This window comes from Rufibacter soli (genome assembly GCF_054781795.1).
Genome location: NZ_BAAGTS010000002.1, coordinates 1,759,939 through 1,775,200, shown reverse-complemented (window position 1 = coordinate 1,775,200; position 15,262 = coordinate 1,759,939). Strand labels below are relative to the sequence as shown.

Genomic DNA, 15,262 nt, shown 5'->3' with positions numbered 1-15,262 from the left:
CGCCCTCTGCTTTTAATTACTTTCTTTTACTTCTTCGGTTCTTTTGTTTTGAGGCCCGCTGATTTTAAGTCTTTGTAGGCTCCTAGGTTATAGACTTGGGTGAAACCTGCCTCTTGCATTAACTTTAAGGCCTGGCCGCTTCGGTTTCCGGAGGCGCAGTACAGGTAGTAGGTTTTGTCTTTGTCCCAGGCACTGAAATCCTTCTGGAACTGGCCACCCCGCAAATCTGAGTTCTTGGCTTTCTTAAGGTGTCCGGCCTGAAATTCCTCAGGGGTACGCACGTCTATCAGTTCGCCTTTCTCTTTTTTGGGCAGGGCTTTATAGGTAGCGGCCGGTACCTGGTTGGCTGGTTTTTCCTGGGCCATTAAAGGGCTAGTAAGCACTAAAGCCAGCAGTAGAATAAGATATCTCATGGGTGTAGGGTTATGATGTTCGTGTAACAGGCATTCCAGCTTTCTGGTTCTGTGTTGCTAGTTCACCTTTTGGCACGGCAACTGCAAAAAAAATCTCCGTAGAACATTCCCTTTGGGCTGGGCCAAAGTCTCCCCTCTTTTTATTAATTGCCGCACTATCTTAAAAAACGGCCAAATAAGTGCGCTTGAGAAGAATTTTCGTAATTACTTCTAGCGCTTTCTATCTTTTCTTAAATTTTTTTGGTACCTCGGGCAACCCAAATTCGGGTAGGTGCATCTATCCTTACAAACAGGCAAATAGTATAGCTTAAACTTTTACAACCCGTGGATGAGATTGAACTGGTAACCGCACTGCAGCAAGGCGATGCCAAAGCCCAGCGACTCTTATATGAGCGCTACGCCGGCCCCATGATGGGGGTCTGCCTGCGCTACCTTAAGAGCGAGATGGATGCCGAGGAAGTCCTGATCAACGGGTTTATGAAGGTGTTCCAGCACGTGGCCCGGTTTGAGCAGAAAGGAAGTTTTGAGGGCTGGGTGCGTCGCATAATGGTAAACGAGGCGCTGCAATACCTCCGGAAGAAAGAACCCCTGCACCTAGCCATTGAAAAGGAACACAATTACCTGGCCTCAGAAGACGCCTCGGCAGACAGCGAGATGACCGCCGAAGAGATGATGGCCCTTTTGCAGGAGTTGCCGGCCGGGTACAGAGCAGTGTTCAACCTATATGCCATAGAGGGCTACTCGCACAAAGAAATAGCCGACATGCTGGACATAAGCGAAGGCACCTCCAAATCGCAGTTAAGTAAAGCCCGGGCCATGCTACAACGACTGCTGGCCAAACAGGGAGTAATGATTGCCATCTAACCAGACAAAGACATGAGCGCAGAAGACTTAGATAAATTATTCCGGGATAAACTCAAAAACAACCCGGTTGCCCCCAGCAATGATACCTGGGCAAGGCTACAGGCCCGCATGCAACAGACCGGCGAAGAAGCCACGCCAAATCCGTTTCTGGTGCCGCCTTCCGCTGAAGAGAAAGAGGAACGCAAGCCCATCATGATGTGGTATTATTCAGCGGTGGCTGCGGCCGTTACCTTGCTTTTGACCGTGGGCCTCTGGCTAAATCGTGACAACCTGAACCTGCAACAGGCAACCGAAACGGTGGCTACCGTTCAAACACCTGCCGCTAAGCCTAAGGATGAGACCTCTACTTTAGAGCCTCTCACTCAGAAGCCGGTAAATGGGGTGGAAAACCTCCGTCAGGAAACAGAGACCCAGACCTCCGCCCAACCCCAGCAAATGGTGGCTAGCGCAAGCAAAAACCAGGCAGCAGAAGCCAAAACGGGAAAGAAAGAACAGGCTGAGTTACTGAAGAAAGGTCCGGTAGCCAAGCCCCGGCAGAATGCCCTGGTAGAAGGTCCTTCTATGATGGCCAGCACCACGCCGGCTAAAAATGCGCCCGCCGCCGCCGAGGCGGTAGAACCAGAGCCCCTGGAAATAATTGTAAAATTAGACAACTCCCAGGCAACCACTTCTACAGCCCTTGCATCTACTACAATAACTGACACTCCTGACGAGGAGGAGAAGCCATCGGCTGGCCGCGTAATGAAAAACATCTTTAAACAAGTGAAGAACCTAAAAGACGGTGAAAAGATAAGCCGCGAAGAATTAGGGATTCCAAAACACACTTTTGCCTTAGAAACCCGCATAGGGAACAAAAGAATCTCAAAGACTATAGAACTGTAAAAATCCAATTCCCATGAAACGTTTGTACACCCTGCTTTCGGCCATCATGATGGCTGCTGCAATCGCCTTGCCTTCTCGCGCCGAAACCACCGGTTTCACCGCCCCTTCCGCCCAGGACACCCTGCTGGTAAAACTCAAAAACAACGCCCGGGTATTGGTGGTAGTAAAAGACCTTTCCCAACTGAAAGAGCTGAAATCACAAAGCATAGACTCTTTGATTACCGTGCTGGAGAAACATGCCGCTAAAATTGAACAAGCCGGCAAACAAGCCGGAGACAAGCCCATGGTAGTGACCATTGACCGTAGCCAGGCCAATACCGCCAATGACGTGAAAATCACCGTGACCCAAAACGGGAAAGAAGAAGTGATCAAAGAAGGAAACAAGAAGATCAGGATCCTGAGCGACATCAAGATTGACATTGACAACGACGATGCAGCCGATAAAACCTCGGTGAAGGTGAACGTGGGCCAATCTGATACTACCAAGACTGATGATGACGATGACCATAAGAAGAAAAACCGCAACCCTCGCGTGGAGCATGACATGCAGTTAGACCTGGGTATTTCTCAGTGGGCTAACCAAAGCATGCACCCTTCGTCAGAGATAAAAGAGGTAGACCTGAAACCCCTGGGCTCACGGTATGTAAGCCTGAACAGCAAGTGGCACTACCGCCTGGGTGGTCAAGAAAGCCCTTTACGCCTGATCACCGGCTTCACCCTTGACTTCCACAACTACATGTTCCAGGACAACCTTATGCTGGTGAACAAAGATGGCCGTGCCGATTTCGTGAAAGCAGACCCGCTTTCCTTAGATAAAAGCAAACTGGCCACTACCACCTTTAACATTCCCCTGGAGCTGGGCCTGCACTTTAAAAACGACAAGGGTAAAACCAACTTCAAGATTGGCGCTGGCGGATTTGCGGGTTACACCCTGGGCAGCCACACCAAAATCAAATACTCTTTGGACGGGGACACTAAAAAAGACAAGGAGAAAGATGATTTCAACCTCCAAGACGTACAGTACGGCCTCACCGGTTTCATAGGCATCCGGAGCCTGGAGATGTTTGTGAAATATAACCTGAACGAGCTGTTTGAAAAGAACGAAGGTCCCAAAGCCAACGCCGTAGCGGTAGGTTTCAGGGTTATGAAATTCTAAGAAGGACGCAAGATTTAAGACACAAAACATAAGATTTTCAATAACAGAAGAGGGAGCCTTTAGCTCCCTCTTCTGTTATTGTCTTCTAGTAATTTACTTTTCGTTTCAGGGCTGTTTTCTAAAAAACAGGCTTAAAACGGAATCTCCTCCTTTATTTTACTCACGGCCTCTTAAGTTTAGTGTCCAGTGTCCCTTAAGCGTTTCTGAAAAAATTATCTAACAGAATAGCGGTGGCCGTTCCTACATTCAAAGACTCGGCTTTCCCCCTGCCCGGAATGTGTAGAGGTTGGGTAACCAGTTGCATGACTTCAGGGCCAATACCGTGAGATTCGCTACCCATGACCAGAACGCCTTGTGGCTTTAAGGAAAGTTGATGGACGTTGTCTCCTTCCAGGGCGGCGCCGTAAACAGGTACGTTTTGAGGCCGTTTTTCTAAAAACAGGCTCAAATCAACGTAATGGGGCGTAATCCTGAGAAAGGAACCCATGGTGGCGGCGATCACTTTCTGGTTGTAGAAATCAGCGCTGGTCTTGGAGAGCACCAGCGTGGATAGGCCGTACCAATCGGCTATTCTAATGATAGTGCCTAGGTTGCCGGGGTCGCGGACCTCATCCAGGGCCAGCACAAAGGGGTTTTCTGACCAGTTAAATTCAGGGCTAGGGCGCATTTTGGCTATGGCCAGGGCGGCGTTGTTGCTTTCCATGAAACCTGCCTTGGCCAGGTCATCTTCGGTGACGGTCTGCACCGGAAAACCTTTCCTGAGAAGATGGGTATGCTTCTGTAGAAATTTATCGGTAGCCAGCAGCGTCTCCAGTTCAACGTCAGATTGCAGTAATTCTGCCACACTCTTTTCACCTTCCACCGTGAAAGCTTGGTGAAGCACCCGATATTTCTTTATTTGCAGTGACCTAATGTACTTCAAGAGCCCTTTTGAGATCATACCTTTCCTACGTTTGAAGCTACGATGTTACGTATTCGGCGCGGTATTCACAATGCTGTGCCTGTTGGGGGGCTGTTCCCCTACCCGGCATCTAGCGCCCAATGAACGCCTTCTCTGGCGCATAAAACTAGAAGGCGTCAAACAGAACAATGCCTCAGCCATCACCCAGCTTTACCAGCAAAAGCCCAACCGGCGGGTCTTGGGGTTTCCGTTGTACCTGAACCTCTACTACTTAGGCAAAAACCTGTATAACCCAGAGCGCATACAGCGTAACATTGACCAGGAAACCCAGGACTTTAACCGCAAGATACAGAAGGCCGGCGGCGACTCTCTGAAGGTGGATGACCTAATAGAGAAAAAAGAGAAAAAGCTGAGCAAGCTGCAAAACAAAAAAGAAAACGGAAACTGGTTAATGCGCACCGTGGGTGAGCCGCCCGCCATCTTTGATTCCCTTAAACTGGTAGAGACCGAAGACCAGATTAAGATCTACCTCACCTCCAAAGGTTTCTTCAAAAGCCAGGTGTCTTCCCAAACCGAGGTGAAAGACAAAAAAGTTTTTGCTACCCTCCTGGTGCAGGAAGACAAACCTTACATCTTAACCAACCACACCTACCAGGTACCAGACACCACTATTTTAGGGCTTTTAACCGAGTCACAGGGCGAAAGCCATATTCACCAGGGCAAGAACTATGATGAGGCGCTGCTGGCCCAGGAACGCGACCGCATTGAGCTGCTTTTGAAGAACAACGGCTTCTTTGATTTCCGGCAGCAGTACGTCACGTTTGAGGCCGACACCAGCTATGAAGCCTATACGGTACGCTTAAGCACTCTTGTATCTAACCCCACGGATACCTCGTTTCATAAAATTTATACCATTAACAAGGTGTTCTTTACCTCAGACGCGGGCATTAACCGCTTTGGTCGGCAAAGAGATACGGTAACTCTGAATAAAGTTAATTTCCTGGCCTATGAGCACCAGGTGAAGCCTCGTATCCTGCTCCGTAAAGTGATCATCCGGCCGGGGCAGACCTATTCAGCTTCCAGGGCCCTGAACAACCAGCGCATTATCAGCAACCTGGACGTATTCAAATACACCACCATTGGCTTTACCAAAGTTGAGGACAGCCTCACCCTTGATCCCCACAAAGGCTTATTGAATGCCCAGATCAACACCGCCCTGTTGCCCCGTTTCCAGGAGACTACTGAGATTGGGGGTACGTTCACAGAGAAGGTGCCGGGCCCATATGCCAGTATCAGGTTCAGGATTAGGAATATCTTTGGCGGGGCCGAGATTTTTGACGTGGGTGTGCGGGCCGGGATCGAAGGCCAGCTGCAGCGTAACGTGGCTACCGTGGGTCGGCGGACCGAGATTGGCGCTGACATGGGCGTGACCTTCCCGCAAATTCTGGTACCCTTCAGGACCAACGATCTGTTGGTGCGATTTAACCCGCGCACCAGGTTCAGCACGGGTTATGCTTACGTAGACCGTAATGAATACACCCGCACTAACCTTGATTTCTCTTTTGACTACATCTGGCAACGCCTGAACATCCACCAGTTCAGCTTGTCGCCCATGGATATCAATATCATCAGCACCCCCCGCATCTCTATGGAGTTCAATGACCTGCTCACGCTGTATGAACAGCAGGGCAACCCCTTGCGGCAAAGCTTTAACAATGCCTTCGTCTCCAGCATCAACTTCACCAGCCTCTTCAATACCGCCAATTACAACCAGACCAATGACGCCAAACTCATGCGCATTTTTGTGGAGACGGGCGGGTTTCTGGGGCAGTACGTGGCCGAGCTTTTCCCAAGCTTGAGCAACTACAAATTCGGGAAGGTCAATCTGGATTACCGTCGGTACAAGCCTCTGGCAAACAACCTGATTTTTGTATATCGCGCCAACGGCGGAATTGCCAAACCACTGGGAAGCTCTCGAGCTCTCCCCTATGACAAGTACTTTTTTGCGGGAGGTTCCTCTAGCGTGCGGGCCTGGTTGCCCAGACGTCTGGGCCCTGGCTCCAGCGCCTTTATTGACCCCGAAACCAAAGAAGTCTCCAGCCAATTTGAGCAACCTGGTGAAATCCTGATTGAGTTAAATTCTGAGATGCGCTTCAGAATGTTCCGGTTTGGCAATACCAACGTAAACGGGGCTCTTTTCCTGGATGCAGGCAATATCTGGCTTTTCAAAGAGCGTACTTCCTTCACCGAAGGAAGCACCTTCATCACGCAGCCAGGCGCACAGTTTGCCTTCAACCGTTTTTACAAAGAGTTGGCGGTAGGCACCGGCTTTGGAGTCCGGTTTGACTTCACCTTTGCCATTCTCAGGTTTGATATTGCCACCAAGGTCTATGACCCCGCCCTGCCGGAAGGAAATCGGTTTGTCTTAAACAAATTCCGGTCAGACCGCATCTTTGGCACCAACACGCTTACGACTTTTAACCTGGGTATTGGGTATCCGTTCTAGTTTTTGGTTGATGGTTTTGAGTTGGTAGCTGTCAGCTAACAAAAAGCTCATTTGTTTTGGGCACGTTTTCCCAAAAGGAGGCTTAAAAAGCAGACTTGTTCTCCAACTCAATGCCGCTCATTCACAGCAGGCTCTCCCCTTGAGGGGAGCGAAGAGGGGTGTTTACACAGGAGACCATGCATTGCATAAAATCTTAATCAAGGTCTTCGCACCTAAAAGCCAATTTTAGGTAGCCCAGATTGCGCGCATCAAAAGATGTTAACACTCTTCATTATCTCCCCGTCTGCAACTTGAGCAGCTTTTTACTACTAACAGCCAGGTTGGCAAATTCATTAGGTCACTATATAAAATCAGGATCCCGTTTTAAAGGCGTTTTTAGCAAAACACCCCTAGAACGGGATCCTAACTATTAAGAGATAACTACTAGTATTGCAGCAATTCCTTCAAGGTGGCCAATACTTTATCGGCGTTAGGCAACATCATTTTCTCCAGTTCCACATTAAGCGGCACGGCCGGCAGGTTCTCGGCGCCCAGGGTGAAGACCGGGGCATCCAGGTGGGTAAAGCAGGTCTTGCCAATGCGGCCCGCCAGAGATTCCGCGAAGGAGTTCATGAGTGGTTCCTCCGTGAGCACCAGTACTTTACCATGACGTTTCACTGAAGCCTCCACCGTCTCGTAATCTAGCGGGTTAAGCGTTCTAAGGTCTACAATTTCTACGGAGCCTGGCATAAATTTGCTGGCCGCCTTGGCCCAGTACACGCCCATGCCATAGGTAATAACTGTTAAGCTGTTGCCCAACCTCATTTGTTCTGTACTGGCTTCCTGCACCACGTTGGCTTTGCCCAGCGGCAAAATGTAATCAGTATCAGGTTCCGTGGTTTTGGCGTCTTCGGTGCCGGGTAATTTTGACCAGTACAGGCCTTTGTGCTCCAGCATGACCACCGGGTTAGGGTCCAGGAAGGCGGCTTTCATTAACCCTTTCATATCGGCGGCGTTGCTGGGATACACCACTTTAATGCCTCGTATGTTAAGCAAGGTAGATTCTATGCTGCCGGAGTGGTAGGGTCCGCCGCCGCCGTAGGCCCCAATTGGAACCCTGATTAACGCCTGCACCGGGAACTTGCCCATGCTCAAGTAACAGCTTTTAGACAGCTCTTCCACCAATTGGTTAATGCCCGGCCAGATATAATCCGCGAACTGGATCTCTACAATAGGCTTAGCCCCTACCGCCGACATGCCCGCGGTAGACCCCACAATGTAGGCCTCCTGAATAGGGGTGTTAAAGACCCTGTTATCGCCGTATTTTTTGGCCAGCAAGGCTGCTTCCCTAAATACACCGCCTAACTCTCCTCCTACATCCTGACCATAAAACAAGGCCTCAGGGTATTGCTTTAAAATATCATCCACGGCGTGGAGGGCAGCGTCTACCATGGTGGTTTTTTCTGCCCCTTGGGGTGCGCGATTGCCTTTTTCCTCAGTGATAGTAGTAGGTGCGAACTCGTGCAGGTGAAAGGTGGCAGGGTCAGGGTTTTCAGCGGCCAGAACTCTTTCATACTGCTCCTGCACCTCCGTTTTTACCTCATCAGCTATCGCCGATAACTCTTCTGTTGAAATCCCTTGTTCCTGCAGTTGGGCTTCCAGGTTGGGGATTGGGTCCAGAATAGAGTGCTCGTTTAGGTTATCGCCGCGGTACCATTCACGGCGTACGCCGGAGGTGTGGTGCCCTAAAAGCGGGCATTTGGCATGGACCAAGACCGGGCGCCTTTCTTCCCTTGCTACCCTGAAGGCTTCCTGCATGCCTTGGTAAGAGTCGTTAAAATCAGCCCCGTTTACCCGAATACGTTCCAGGCCCTTAAACCCGGCCGCGTATTCATAGGCGTCCATGGCCCGCATTTCAGAGCCTTTGGCGGAGATGCCCCAGTCATTGTCCTGGACCAAGTAAATGATGGGTAACTTCTTCAGGACGGCCATTTGGAATGCTTCGGCTACCTCACCCTCAGTCACAGAGCCATCGCCTAAAGAGCAGATCACCACCCGGCCCTCGCTCGCGGCCATCAACTCCTGAGATTCAAGGTAAGCAAGCGCGTGAGCCATGCCGGTGGCCGGAATGGCCTGCATGCCCGTAGCTGAACTTTGGTGCGGAATGACAGGAAAGCCTTCGCGCCTTAAGGATGGGTGCCCGTAATAGGTACGGCCCCCACTGAAAGGATCATCCCGCTTGGCCATGAGCTGCAGCAACAACTCATAAGGCGTTAAGCCCAGACCCAGCAGAATTGATTCATCACGGTAATAGACAGAAAGAAAATCTTGGGCGGTAAGGTGAAAAGCCGTGGCCAATTGGATGGCTTCATGCCCGCGCGATGTGCTGTGAACGTATTTACTGCAAATGGCTTTGTTTTCTTCGTAAGTGTCAGCCAGAGTTTTGGCCGTGAGCATCAGGCGGTAAGCTTTCAGCTGTATATCAAGAGCAACTTTGGGAGCGGAGGCAACCATTGTCTGGTTCATAAGCTAACATTTGTTTGTTTTCTAAATTACGGCGAATCTGCCAGAAAGCAAAATAAGGAATTTGCGGCTCTCTCCCATTTATAGCCTATTTTTGCAAAAACGGCCTTAAAACATCCTCCCTTTGCATTATGAAAGATACGATACAACGCTGGTTTAAGTCATTTCAGGAGCGACTTTGTCAGGATCTAGAGTCCTGCGACGGTGTGGCCCAGTTCCAGGAAGACCACTGGGAACGGCCCGGCGGCGGCGGCGGCGCGGCCCGTGTAATTCAAAACGGAGCGGTGTTTGAGAAAGGCGGCGTCAACTTCTCGGCGGTGGAAGGGATTTTACCCAAGCCCGCCGCGCAGGCCCTGCATTTACCAGATCCCCATTTCTTTGCCACCGGCGTGTCTGTGGTCATGCATCCAGAAAGCCCCCTGGTGCCCATCACCCACATGAATGTGCGCTACTTTGAGGCGGGTAACGGAGAGGCCTGGTTTGGCGGCGGCATTGACCTCACGCCCATTTACGTGAACCAGGAACAGGTAAAGTTCTTTCATCGGCAATTAGAAGCCACCTGTGACCGCTTCCAGCCGTCTTATTACCCAGAATTCAAAAACTGGGCCGATGACTATTTCTATATTCCGCACCGCGAGGAAACCCGCGGCGTGGGCGGCATCTTTTTTGACCGCCTTACGGCTACCCCAGAGATTTCCCTGGAAGACCGGTTCGAATTTGTAAAGGCCGTAGCCGATACTTTTGCCCCTACCTACACGGCCATCGTCAACCAGAACAAGCACCTGGAATATACCCCCGCCCAGAAAGATTGGCAATTGATCAGAAGAGGCCGTTACGTGGAATTTAACCTGGTGAATGACCGGGGCACCAAGTTCGGGCTGGAGACCAAGGGCCGCACCGAGTCTATCCTAATGAGTTTACCGCCGCTGGCCAGCTGGGAATATAGCCACAATCCCGCACCCGGTTCTGATGAGGCCCAGGCCTGTGAGGCGTTTAAAAAAGGAATTGATTGGGTGAACCTGTAACCGGCCATGGAAAAGTTAAAAGCCTTTGACCATGCCTTGTTTCTGGAGCTCAACAGTTACCATTCCTCCTTTTGGGATGTGGTGATGGTGACCATCTCCAATAAATTTGTCTGGGTCCCTTTTTATGTGGTCCTGATTGTTTTGCTGGTGTACTTTTACAAGCGCAGGGGCTGGCTCATGATCCTTTGCCTGGGAGCGGCGGTGGGCCTGGCTGATTATATTTCTTCCGGCATTCTAAAGCCGTATGTGGCCCGCCTCCGGCCCTGCCACGATAATTTACTAAGTACTACCGTGAATGCTATAGACGGCTGCGGCGGAAAGTTCGGGTTTGTCTCTTCCCACGCCGCCAATGCGTTTGCCGTGGCTATTTTTGTGTATATGTTGCTGCCCCACCGGCAGTGGCACCTGAAAGGGGTTCTACTGGTCTGGGCCGTGGCCATTTCCTACAGCCGGGTGTACCTGGGCGTGCATTACCCGGGTGATATCCTGGCGGGAGCCTTAATTGGGATTGGCGCCGCCCATTTAGCCTTGTTTGCCGACCGCCAGATTCACAGGCGTTTTTCCTTCTGGCAGAAATAGCGAAATAGTATGCTAGGAGTTACCCCTGTTTTAAGCCTGTTTTTTTAAAAACGGGCTTAAAACAGGGGTTTATTTTTGCAGCAACCGGGCCACGTATTTTCCAATAATGTCAAACTCCAGGTTCACGCTGCTGCCGGGTTTTACCGCGTGCAGGTTTGTGAACTCATAGGTGTACGGGATAATGGCGACACTGAAAAAATCAGGGCCAGATTCCACTACCGTCAGACTAATGCCGTTCACGCAGATGGAGCCCTTCTCTACCGTCATGTGCCCTGCTGCTTGCGGCTGGTACCTGAACTTAAAGAGCCAGCTGCCGTCCTGGTCCGTGACAGATTCACAGATGCCCACCTGGTCCACGTGGCCCTGCACAATGTGCCCGTCATAGCGGCTATTGGCCAATAGGCACCGTTCCAGGTTCACGGTATCTCCAGGGACAAGCTGTCCTAGGTTGGTGCGGGACAGCGTTTCGGCAATGGCGGTTACCGTATAGGTCTCCCCTTCCAGGGCCACCACCGTGAGGCAAACCCCGTTATGAGCCACGCTCTGGTCAATTTTCAACTCATGGGTAAAAGGGCAACGCAATGTGAAATGACAATTCGCCTGGTCCTCCCTTACGTCCAAAACCTCGGCCTGTGCTTCTATGATTCCGGTGAACATGGTGTTTAATTTGCTAATGGTTTAATGTTTTGATGTGTTATTTTTCAAAGATCTGTGCAGGTTAAATAATTAGCACATTACCGCATTAGCACATTACTTCCCTCTACCCTGAACAATGATTTTGATGGTATAGAGCATCACCCTGAAATCCATGGCCAGGGACATGTTTTCAATGTAGAGGATGTCATACTTGAGGCGTTTCACCATTTCCTCTACGTTCTGAGCGTAACCAAACTTTACCTGGCCCAGTGAGGTGATTCCGGGCCGAACGCGGTGCAGGTGTTTGTAATGGGGGGCGCGCTGCGTGATCAGGTCAATAAAGTGCTGGCGTTCTGGCCGTGGGCCTACCAGGCTCATGTCTCCAATGAGCACATTGTAGAATTGCGGAAGTTCATCCAGGCGCACTTTGCGCATAAACCGGCCCAACTTCGTGACCCGGGGGTCTTCATCTGAGGATAGGGACGGTCCCGCTTTTTCGGCGTCCACGCACATGCTCCTGAACTTATAGATACGGAAGGGTTTGCCTTGCCAGCCTACTCTTTCCTGTGAGAAGAAAACTGGACCCGGCGAAGAGAGCTTAACCAGAATGGCCAGGGTGAGGTACAATGGCGAAAGGAAGATTAGCACCACCACCGCGGCGGTTAAATCTATGACCCGCTTCAGGATCTGTTGCCAGACCGGCAGAAGGTCCCGCTTTACCTCTATAAGGGGCGTTCCAAAGAGGTGAGCCACCTTTACAGAACCCAGCAGGATCTGGTACACATCCGGCAGAATACTTATCCTTACCGATTCACCTTCCAAATAGCTCAGGATCAATTCAATAAGCTTGTGTTCAGAGGGCTCAATGGCTATCACCACCTCTTCTACCTGGTGGCTTTTGATTACGGTAGGCAATTTATGGAAGGACCCCAGAGAGGGAATCTGCTCCTGGAAAGAATGGGGCTGGGAAGGTTGGCTTTGCATGAAGCCTACAATCTTCAACCCCAGGTGCCGGTTATGGGTGGTGAGTTCATCATACACTTCCCGGGCATTGCCACTGGAACCCACCACAATGGTATTGAAAAAGATTTTTCCGTCTAGCACCAGTTTCTTGAGGTGGTGCAGCGTAACCATCTTAAAAACAACCGAAAAGAGAAAATGCAGCAGGAAATAAAACCCCACCGGCTCATAGTACACCGAGTAATCTGGGATAACCGGGTCTTCCAGCAGGAAAGCCAGGAAGATGACTATCCCACCGCTTAAAGAAATTCCGCCTAGCAGTAAGATTTCCTTGAACCTGGATAACCGGTAAATATTCCGGTACCGGCCCAGCAAGGCATACAAGATCACCCAAAAAGAGGCCACCAGAAAGGAGGTGCCCAAAAACTGAAGGCCTTCCCCATTGCCGGGAACCACCAGAGAGGCGTTGTTGGAAAGGTAAAAAACAGACCATGCCAGGAAGGCAGCTACAAAATCTCCTAAAACAAGCTTATAAGTATGTAGAGTACGGTTTAAACGCATGGAGTTTCTCATAAACGGCCTTCAAGTGTAGCCATTCTGCCACAAAGCTACATTCTAAATTCAAACCTTTCTTAAAATTTATTAGCAGAAAGGAAGGTTGGCTTATTCAGGAAATCCTGCGTTAATTCGCCTCTTGGCTGGCAAAAACGTACCAGATAGCAAGAACCTACTCTTATGTTCATAGACAGTTACAAACACAAAGGCATGCGTAAAAGCCTGGTGCGCATGGTACAGGAAAAAGGAATCAGGTCGCCTAAGGTGCTGAAGGCACTGGAGCAGGTGCCCCGCCATTTTTTCTTTGAAAAAGCGTTTGTGGAACAGGCCTACCAAGACAAAGCCTTCCCTATTGGTGAGGGGCAAACCATTTCCCAACCCTATACCGTGGCCTACCAGACCGAACTTCTGGATGTGAAGCCCACCGATAAGGTGCTGGAGATAGGCACCGGCTCTGGCTACCAATGCAGTATCTTACTTCAACTCACGCCCACTGTCTATACCATTGAATACAACCAACCCTTATACCAGAAAGCCCAACGGCAGTTCCAGTTAATGGACCTGCACCCACAGATATTCCTGGGCGATGGGTCTGAAGGGTTACCGGACCACGCCCCCTTCGATAAGATTCTGGTGACGGCTGGCGCCCCTATTATCCCCAAAACCCTTTTAAAACAACTAACCATTGGCGGCATGCTGGTGATTCCGGTGGGTGATACGGCGGTCCAGAAAATGCTTCGGGTTACCCGGGTAGGCCAGGAGGAGTTCACCAAAGAAGAGTTTGATAATTTTAAGTTTGTGCCCCTTTTAGGAAACCAGGGCTGGAAATAGGACCCTAGAGGCGTTCTACCACTGTAAAAAACCGGGAGCCTTTGGTATTTGCCTGTATCTTTGCATTCAGAAATTACCCTTTTCTTTATGCGCAAGCAGAAAAACGTCAAAGACTCTTACGTACGCATGACCGAGCTGGTCCTGCCCAATGATACCAACACCCTGCACAACCTGATGGGGGGCCGCATGATGCACTGGATGGACATTGTCTCGGCCATTGCCGCCCAAAAGCACTCCAACCGCATTGTGGTGACCGCCTCCGTTGACAACGTCTCTTTTAGGGAAAGCATTAAACTAGGGAACGTGATTACCCTGGAAGCGCAGGTGACCCGGGCTTTCAGTACCTCCATGGAAGTGCACATCACGGTATGGGCCGAAGACATCCCTTCCGGTACCAAGGTAAAATCAAATGAAGCCTATTTCACCTTTGTAGCCTTGGATGCCGAAGGAAAAGCCGTGACAGTTCCCGAAGCCGTGCCGGAAACTGAGGAGGAAATAGAGAAATACGCGGGAGCCCTACGCCGTCGCCAACTACGTCTTATCCTGGCGGGCCGCATGAAACCCAATGACGCCACCGAATTGAAATCTCTGTTTGACATCAAAGACTGATTTCCCTTCTTTTTTCTAAAAACAGGCTATAAACAGCATGGACGCCTCACATCCAGACCTCCCTTTCCTGCAGGAACTTTACGGGCAGGATACGCTTTATTTTATTCCAGAACCCGCCAGCCAGGAAGCCATTTCCTTGTCGGCGGCGGCTATGGTGACGCCCACTTTGCCTAAACCAGTAGCGCCCGCTGTTGTAGTGGAGGAAGAAGCAAAGGTGGAACCTGTGGAGGAAAAAGCTTCGGTTATGCCCCAGCCCCAGCAAGAGGAGCCTATCCAATGGTTAGGGGAAGCGGTGAAAGGAACCTACTTATTATTTGACGTGCCAGCAGAAGTGTTTGGACAGCTACCACAACATTTGTTCCTGCAGAAGGTAATGGCAGCGGTGGGCTTAAGCACCAAACAGGTGCAATTCGGGAAACTTTCTACTGCTCTGGTGCATGACGTGAAGCAGATTGCCGCCCGCCAGCAGGCCCAGCACATCATTCTGTTCGGCCAGGGCCTTCCGGTCGCCAACCTGGACAAAATGGAATTCTACCGCATGTACCGCTCCGGCGAGTCCCGTTTCGTACTGGTAGACTCCCTAGCGGATATTGAGGAGAGCGTAGAACTGAAGAAAAAGCTCTGGGACGTGCTGCAGAAAATATTTCTGCAGTAGGGTTTTCAATTGATCGGAAGCAAAATAAGATTAGAGTTCTTAGTTGAGTTGTTCTTTGCTGCCATTTTTTTGGTTTCCATGGGGTATGGTTCTAGTTGCCAAGGCATGCATATTCAATATTAATCGATCTACTCTCTATGTCATCCTGAAAGGATCTCGGTAGCGAATGGTAATGTCATATATTACCC

General features: G+C 50.4%; 14 protein-coding genes. 9 read left to right on the top strand and 5 right to left on the bottom strand.

The annotated features are described in order from the left end of the window. Window positions 1–26: 26 nt before the first annotated feature. Complete coding sequence (locus ACYVJQ_RS09305; protein ID WP_460892799.1) at window positions 27–413, bottom strand: rhodanese-like domain-containing protein; 387 nt, start codon at window positions 411–413, stop codon at window positions 27–29. Between the two features lie 324 nt (window positions 414–737). Here ACYVJQ_RS09305 and ACYVJQ_RS09300 point away from each other — a divergent pair, with 324 nt between their 5' ends. From ACYVJQ_RS09300 to ACYVJQ_RS09290, 3 genes are read left to right on the top strand one after another with little or no spacing between them, the layout of a single operon-like run. Next, window positions 738–1,277, top strand: coding sequence for an RNA polymerase sigma factor (locus tag ACYVJQ_RS09300; RefSeq protein ID WP_460892798.1), 540 nt, complete (start codon window positions 738–740; stop codon window positions 1,275–1,277). A gap of 12 nt (window positions 1,278–1,289) precedes the next feature. Beyond that, complete coding sequence (locus ACYVJQ_RS09295; RefSeq protein WP_460892797.1) at window positions 1,290–2,159, top strand: hypothetical protein; 870 nt, start codon at window positions 1,290–1,292, stop codon at window positions 2,157–2,159. Between the two features lie 13 nt (window positions 2,160–2,172). Beyond that, window positions 2,173–3,315: an outer membrane beta-barrel protein gene (locus ACYVJQ_RS09290; RefSeq protein ID WP_460892796.1), complete on the top strand. Its 1,143-nt coding sequence runs from the start codon at window positions 2,173–2,175 to the stop codon at window positions 3,313–3,315. A 193-nt stretch (window positions 3,316–3,508) separates the two neighbouring features. Here the strand turns inward: ACYVJQ_RS09290 and ACYVJQ_RS09285 are convergent, their stop codons facing one another. Then, window positions 3,509–4,255 carry a TrmH family RNA methyltransferase gene (locus ACYVJQ_RS09285; protein ID WP_460892795.1) on the bottom strand — a complete coding sequence of 249 codons (747 nt, stop codon included), beginning with the start codon at window positions 4,253–4,255 and terminating at the stop codon, window positions 3,509–3,511. Between the two features lie 52 nt (window positions 4,256–4,307). On the opposite strand from ACYVJQ_RS09285, the gene tamL reads away from it, so the two are divergent. Beyond that, window positions 4,308–6,722: a translocation and assembly module lipoprotein TamL gene (gene tamL / locus ACYVJQ_RS09280; RefSeq protein WP_460892794.1), complete on the top strand. Its 2,415-nt coding sequence runs from the start codon at window positions 4,308–4,310 to the stop codon at window positions 6,720–6,722. Between the two features lie 423 nt (window positions 6,723–7,145). On the opposite strand, the gene ACYVJQ_RS09275 is transcribed toward tamL, so the two are convergent. Further along, complete coding sequence (locus ACYVJQ_RS09275) at window positions 7,146–9,227, bottom strand: alpha-ketoacid dehydrogenase subunit alpha/beta (protein WP_460892793.1); 2,082 nt, start codon at window positions 9,225–9,227, stop codon at window positions 7,146–7,148. 128 nt (window positions 9,228–9,355) lie between these two features. Here ACYVJQ_RS09275 and hemF point away from each other — a divergent pair, with 128 nt between their 5' ends. Continuing rightward, window positions 9,356–10,249 carry an oxygen-dependent coproporphyrinogen oxidase gene (gene hemF, locus ACYVJQ_RS09270; RefSeq protein WP_460892792.1) on the top strand — a complete coding sequence of 298 codons (894 nt, stop codon included), beginning with the start codon at window positions 9,356–9,358 and terminating at the stop codon, window positions 10,247–10,249. Window positions 10,250–10,255: 6 nt separating this feature from the next. Continuing rightward, the gene (locus tag ACYVJQ_RS09265; protein WP_460892791.1) at window positions 10,256–10,828 is read left to right on the top strand and encodes a phosphatase PAP2 family protein; all 573 of its coding nucleotides are present in this window, start codon (window positions 10,256–10,258) and stop codon (window positions 10,826–10,828) included. A 69-nt stretch (window positions 10,829–10,897) separates the two neighbouring features. Here the strand turns inward: ACYVJQ_RS09265 and ACYVJQ_RS09260 are convergent, their stop codons facing one another. Further along, the gene (locus ACYVJQ_RS09260) at window positions 10,898–11,485 is read right to left on the bottom strand and encodes a riboflavin synthase (protein ID WP_460892790.1); all 588 of its coding nucleotides are present in this window, start codon (window positions 11,483–11,485) and stop codon (window positions 10,898–10,900) included. A gap of 93 nt (window positions 11,486–11,578) precedes the next feature. Further along, a complete protein-coding gene (locus ACYVJQ_RS09255; protein ID WP_460892789.1) occupies window positions 11,579–12,985 on the bottom strand; it encodes a sugar transferase in 1,407 nt (468 codons plus the stop codon). A 174-nt stretch (window positions 12,986–13,159) separates the two neighbouring features. Between ACYVJQ_RS09255 and ACYVJQ_RS09250 the strand changes: the two genes are divergently transcribed. The 3 genes from ACYVJQ_RS09250 to ACYVJQ_RS09240 all read left to right on the top strand — a co-directional run bounded on the left by ACYVJQ_RS09250 (window position 13,160) and on the right by ACYVJQ_RS09240 (window position 15,074). Then, entirely contained in the window at window positions 13,160–13,810 is a 651-nt protein-coding gene (locus ACYVJQ_RS09250) for a protein-L-isoaspartate(D-aspartate) O-methyltransferase (protein ID WP_460892788.1), read from the top strand. Between the two features lie 87 nt (window positions 13,811–13,897). Then, the gene (locus ACYVJQ_RS09245) at window positions 13,898–14,419 is read left to right on the top strand and encodes an acyl-CoA thioesterase (protein ID WP_460892787.1); all 522 of its coding nucleotides are present in this window, start codon (window positions 13,898–13,900) and stop codon (window positions 14,417–14,419) included. Between the two features lie 37 nt (window positions 14,420–14,456). Then, the gene (locus ACYVJQ_RS09240) at window positions 14,457–15,074 is read left to right on the top strand and encodes a hypothetical protein (RefSeq protein ID WP_460892786.1); all 618 of its coding nucleotides are present in this window, start codon (window positions 14,457–14,459) and stop codon (window positions 15,072–15,074) included. Window positions 15,075–15,262 lie beyond the last annotated feature (188 nt).

Coding starts and splice junctions, on each gene's coding strand:
- ACYVJQ_RS09305 (WP_460892799.1), bottom strand. CDS start 413: ATGAGATATCTTATTCTACTGCTGGCTTTAGTGCTTACTAGCCCTTTA.
- ACYVJQ_RS09295 (WP_460892797.1), top strand. CDS start 1,290: ATGAGCGCAGAAGACTTAGATAAATTATTCCGGGATAAACTCAAAAAC.
- ACYVJQ_RS09290 (WP_460892796.1), top strand. CDS start 2,173: ATGAAACGTTTGTACACCCTGCTTTCGGCCATCATGATGGCTGCTGCA.
- ACYVJQ_RS09285 (WP_460892795.1), bottom strand. CDS start 4,255: ATGATCTCAAAAGGGCTCTTGAAGTACATTAGGTCACTGCAAATAAAG.
- tamL (WP_460892794.1), top strand. CDS start 4,308: ATGCTGTGCCTGTTGGGGGGCTGTTCCCCTACCCGGCATCTAGCGCCC.
- ACYVJQ_RS09275 (WP_460892793.1), bottom strand. CDS start 9,227: ATGAACCAGACAATGGTTGCCTCCGCTCCCAAAGTTGCTCTTGATATA.
- hemF (WP_460892792.1), top strand. CDS start 9,356: ATGAAAGATACGATACAACGCTGGTTTAAGTCATTTCAGGAGCGACTT.
- ACYVJQ_RS09265 (WP_460892791.1), top strand. CDS start 10,256: ATGGAAAAGTTAAAAGCCTTTGACCATGCCTTGTTTCTGGAGCTCAAC.
- ACYVJQ_RS09260 (WP_460892790.1), bottom strand. CDS start 11,485: ATGTTCACCGGAATCATAGAAGCACAGGCCGAGGTTTTGGACGTAAGG.
- ACYVJQ_RS09255 (WP_460892789.1), bottom strand. CDS start 12,985: ATGCGTTTAAACCGTACTCTACATACTTATAAGCTTGTTTTAGGAGAT.
- ACYVJQ_RS09250 (WP_460892788.1), top strand. CDS start 13,160: ATGTTCATAGACAGTTACAAACACAAAGGCATGCGTAAAAGCCTGGTG.
- ACYVJQ_RS09245 (WP_460892787.1), top strand. CDS start 13,898: ATGCGCAAGCAGAAAAACGTCAAAGACTCTTACGTACGCATGACCGAG.
- ACYVJQ_RS09240 (WP_460892786.1), top strand. CDS start 14,457: ATGGACGCCTCACATCCAGACCTCCCTTTCCTGCAGGAACTTTACGGG.